Below are 349 nucleotides of genomic sequence, written 5' to 3'. Positions count from 1 at the left end.
TTTTCGCATATTCCAAACAAAGTCTATTCATGATTTCATGAATCAAATGGCGATTTGGAATTAAAATGATTCGCCAATCATCTTTAGAAATAACGTATTACGAGCAGAAATATCTTTCTTACGATTTGCAAGATTATGTATATCTCTAAAGCTATCGATATAGTTGTAGACCATTTGTTTAAACGTACTTGTAAAATAGCCAATCGGATTTTTCATTAATTTCCCGTTATGCTCGTACTTATGTGTTTTAGAGATCAAGACAGAAGAAGCATTCGCAAGAATGTTTTGGAATATATCTGTATCCGCAAGTAAATTAAATTGTTTTGCAGCTTTCTTTGCGATGTTTCTC

At 31.8% G+C, this 349-nt stretch carries 1 pseudogene; it reads right to left on the bottom strand.

The annotated features are described in order from the left end of the window. Nucleotides 1–60 precede the first annotated feature (60 nt). Nucleotides 61–349: pseudogene (locus tag ACODS7_RS32865) on the bottom strand (cytosolic protein); the annotation flags it as partial.

The organism is Bacillus sp. FG16, assembly GCF_057809515.1.
The sequence above is the reverse complement of the archived record's forward strand: the minus strand, read 5'-3'. Positions and strand labels throughout refer to the sequence as shown.